The 3,490-nt window shown below is 66.0% G+C and carries 4 protein-coding genes; all 4 read left to right on the top strand.

Annotated elements, in window-relative coordinates; all coding sequences use genetic code 11:
* The coding region (locus K728_RS18795; RefSeq protein WP_024476330.1) for an FtsB family cell division protein at positions 1-504 on the top strand (504 nt) is incomplete at its 5' end.
* 96 nt (positions 505-600) lie between these two features.
* Positions 601-1,317, top strand: coding sequence for a DUF501 domain-containing protein (locus K728_RS0107545; RefSeq protein WP_019483676.1), 717 nt, complete (start codon positions 601-603; stop codon positions 1,315-1,317).
* Positions 1,314-2,282, top strand: a complete 969-nt coding sequence (locus K728_RS0107540; RefSeq protein WP_019483675.1) for a Ppx/GppA phosphatase family protein — start codon at positions 1,314-1,316, stop codon at positions 2,280-2,282. The genes K728_RS0107545 and K728_RS0107540 overlap by 4 nt, the downstream gene beginning before the upstream one ends.
* A partial coding sequence (locus K728_RS0107535) for a S8 family serine peptidase (RefSeq protein WP_024476329.1) occupies positions 2,279-3,490 on the top strand: 1,212 nt, incomplete at its 3' end. The genes K728_RS0107540 and K728_RS0107535, both read left to right, overlap by 4 nt.

Here is a 3,490-nt window from a genome sequence, read left to right as displayed (position 1 = left end):
CCTCTGACCCCGTCAGAGGAACGGGCGAAGCAGCGGCTGCAACTCGCTGGCACCATCCGGCGGGCACGCCAACCGTTCCGGCGTGAAGCGCCAGCAATTGTGCCGGCCGAGGATGCCAAGCCCATTCCGGCCAAATCCTTCTCCGGTCGGCTCTTGGCGCTGGCGGTAGTGCTGGTGACCATCACGGTGCTCCTGGCGCCATCGGTGCGAACCTACCTGCTCCAGCAGGGCGAGCTCAACACTCTGCGGGACGAGATTGCCGCCCTGGAGGAAACCCAACTGGAATCCCAGCGGCAGCTCGCCCGCTGGGAGGACCCCGCCTATATCAAGGCCCAGGCCCGCGAACGAATTTTCCTGGTAATGCCCGGTGAGACCCGCTATGTGGTGGTCGGCGACACCGAACCAGGCGAAGAAGCAGTCGGCTCCTCCGGCGACGCCCCGCAGGATCTCCCCTGGGTCGATGCGCTCTGGGACTCCATTGAGCGGTCTGCAACAGACTCCTAGCGCCCGCACCCGCGCTCATCATTCCCGGTGCAGGTCCCGGAACACCGCACCTCATCTCCCTCCACGAACTTCAACCACGAAAGGTTGGGCCCCGATATGGACGCTGCACCCGGCACCGAGCTGACCACATCCGATCTGGAAACCCTCAGCCGCCAACTTGGCCGTCCCGTGCGCGACGTCGTCGAAATTGGTGCTCGCTGTGTCTGCGGCAACCCGCTGGTGGCGACCACCGCCCCCCGGCTATCCAACGGCATCCCCTTTCCCACCACCTACTACCTGACGCATCCGGTGATCACTGCTGCGGTCTCCCGCCTTGAAGCGTCGGGCTTGATGGCCGAGATGACGGCACGGCTTGAACACGACCCGGGGCTCGCCGAGAAGTACCAGTCGGCGCACGAGCAGTACCTTCGTGTCCGTAAAGCCATCGGCGACCGGTCAGGGACGGGTCCTGTTCCGGAGATCGACGGCGTGTCAGCCGGCGGAATGCCCACCCGGGTCAAATGCCTCCACGTCCTGGTGGGACACTCACTGGCGGCCGGCCCGGGTGTCAACCCGCTCGGCGACGAAGCGGTTGAAGGTATTGCCCAGTGGTGGACCCGGGACACCTGCTACTGCTCCGGTGCCTGGGACACGGCCGGCTCGGCGCCGGACCGCGAACTCAGCCGGCACACCCGCACCCAGAACCTCAGCCCAGAGGAAATCGACGCGAAACGCGCCTCGCGTCGTGCGGCTGCCGACGCGGCTGAAGCGACGACGGCCAGCACCGGCACAGCACCCACCGGCACCGACGCAAACACGCCGGAGAAACCATGATCCGCACAGCCGCCATCGATTGCGGCACCAATTCCATCCGACTGCTGATCGCTGACGTGGACGACGACGGCAGGTCCCTCACCGACGTCGTGCGTCTCATGCGCGTGGTCAGGCTCGGGGAGGGAGTGGATACCACCGGGCGGTTGTCCGCGGCCGCGCTCGAACGCACCTTCACCGCGGTCCGCGAATACGCTGAACTTATCGGTCTGCACGGAGCCGACCGGATTCGGTTCGTCGCCACCTCGGCGACCAGGGATGCCGAGAACCGTGAAGAATTCACCTCGGGCATCAGCGCGCTGCTGGGGGTAGCGCCGGAAGTGGTCAGCGGGGCTGAAGAAGCCGCACTGTCATTCGATGGTGCGCTGAGCGTGCTTCCCGCGGCGGCCTCCCCGGCCGATGAGTCGCTGGCGCTCGTCGTCGATCTGGGCGGTGGAAGCACCGAATTCGTCGTCGGCACTTCAGCAGGGGTGACGGCCTCACGCAGCATGGATATGGGGTGCGTGCGATTCACTGAGCGCTACCTGGCCGCAGACCCGCCCACTGCTCAGGAGATCGCGACCATGGAAACCGAGGTCCGACGCCTGATCGCCGAGGCTTCACAGGACGTGCCATTTGACCGGGTCAGCCGGCTGATAGGGGTGGCAGGAACCATCACCACCATCACCGCTCATGCGTTGGACCTGCCGGGGTACAGCTCGGCGGACATTCATGGCGCAGAACTGGACCAGGAGCGGGTCTGGCGGGCCTCCACCGAGCTGCTGGCAATGAGCAGGGAATCCCGCGCCGCCCTGCCGTACATGCACCCGGGCCGGGTGGATGTGATCGGTGCCGGCGCATTGATTTGGCGCACCATCACCGCCCACCTTGCCGATGCCACCGGGGGCAGGGTGAAAACCTCTGTCGCCAGCGAGCACGATATTCTTGACGGAATTGCCCTCAGCCAGAACAGGAAAACCACCCAGTGACCAACCCCAGCGGAGCTTTCGGCTCCCGGTTGCGAGCCACGGCTTGCCTGCTCGGTGTGGCTGTCGCAGCAGCACTGCTTCCTGCCCTCCCGGCTCAGGCAGATGACCTGCGGGAACGCGAATACTGGCTGGAAGACTACGGGATCGTCGAAGCCTGGGAAACCACCAAGGGCGAGGGAGTCCGGGTCGCTGTCATCGACAGTGGCGTGGACGGTTCACATCCCGATCTTGAGGGAGTGGTGGTAGGCGGCAGCGACGTTTCGGGGTCGGGGCAACCCGACGGTCAGCTCGGCATCGGCGAGGTTGCTGAGCACGGCACTCTCGTCGCCAGCCTGCTGGCCGGCCGCGGGCACCTGCCCGATCCTCCGCCCAGCCCCTCACCATCCGATGACGAAGATGCCGCTGACGAGTCGCCGTCGCCCGAACCGGTCGCTACGTCCGGCCCCGATACCTACGGTCGGGGATCGGACGGGATTGTCGGAGTGGCACCTGAGTCAGAGCTGTTGGCCGTGTCCGTCTGGATTGAAGGCGAAACCAAGGGACCCAATCCAGCGGGCATCAGTATCGACGCCCAGATCCCGAACGCTGTGCGCTGGGCGGTGGACAACGGAGCCCAGGTGATCAACATGTCGCTTGGAAGCACCTCACCGACCTGGCCGGAGAGCTGGGACGAGGCCTTCCTTTACGCCGAGCAAAACGACGTCGTCATCGTCGCCGCCGCGGGTAACCGTGCGGGAGGCTCCCTGCAGGTGGGTGCTCCGGCGACCATGCCGGGCGTTCTTGCCGTCGCTGGTCTGGACCGGGAGGGCCAAGCGAGCCGCGAATCCTCATCCGAGGGAATCAGTATCGGGGTCGCTGCTCCTGCTGAGAACCTGGTGGGAGCCCTGCCGGGTGGGGTGTACGCCGACTGGTCGGGCAGCTCGGGAGCTGCGCCTCTGGTCGCTGGAACCGCCGCGCTGATCCGTTCGAAGTACCCTGACCTCTCCGCGGCCCAGGTCGTCAACCGGATTTTGTTGACGGCCCAGGAGGCCGGCGCCGAGGGCGAGGAACGCGACACTATCTACGGCTACGGGATCCTCGACGTGGCAGCGGCGGTTAATGCCGAGATTGCCGTCCCCGAGGAAAACCTCCTGGGTTCGATGGCCGAATATATCGAGATCTACCGCAGAGGAGCTCCAGCACCCCCACCCGAGGCCGATGCTCCAGCC

The sequence above is a fragment of the Arthrobacter sp. CAL618 genome, assembly GCF_000468215.1.
GTDB lineage: Bacteria > Actinomycetota > Actinomycetes > Actinomycetales > Micrococcaceae > Arthrobacter_D.
Note: the sequence above shows the minus strand (reverse complement) of the source record. Positions and strands in the feature narration are given on the sequence as shown.

Bases quoted from the DNA above. Each gene is read 5' to 3' on its own strand.
- K728_RS0107545 (WP_019483676.1), top strand. From the start codon at position 601: ATGGACGCTGCACCCGGCACCGAGCTGACCACATCCGATCTGGAAACC.
- K728_RS0107540 (WP_019483675.1), top strand. From the start codon at position 1,314: ATGATCCGCACAGCCGCCATCGATTGCGGCACCAATTCCATCCGACTG.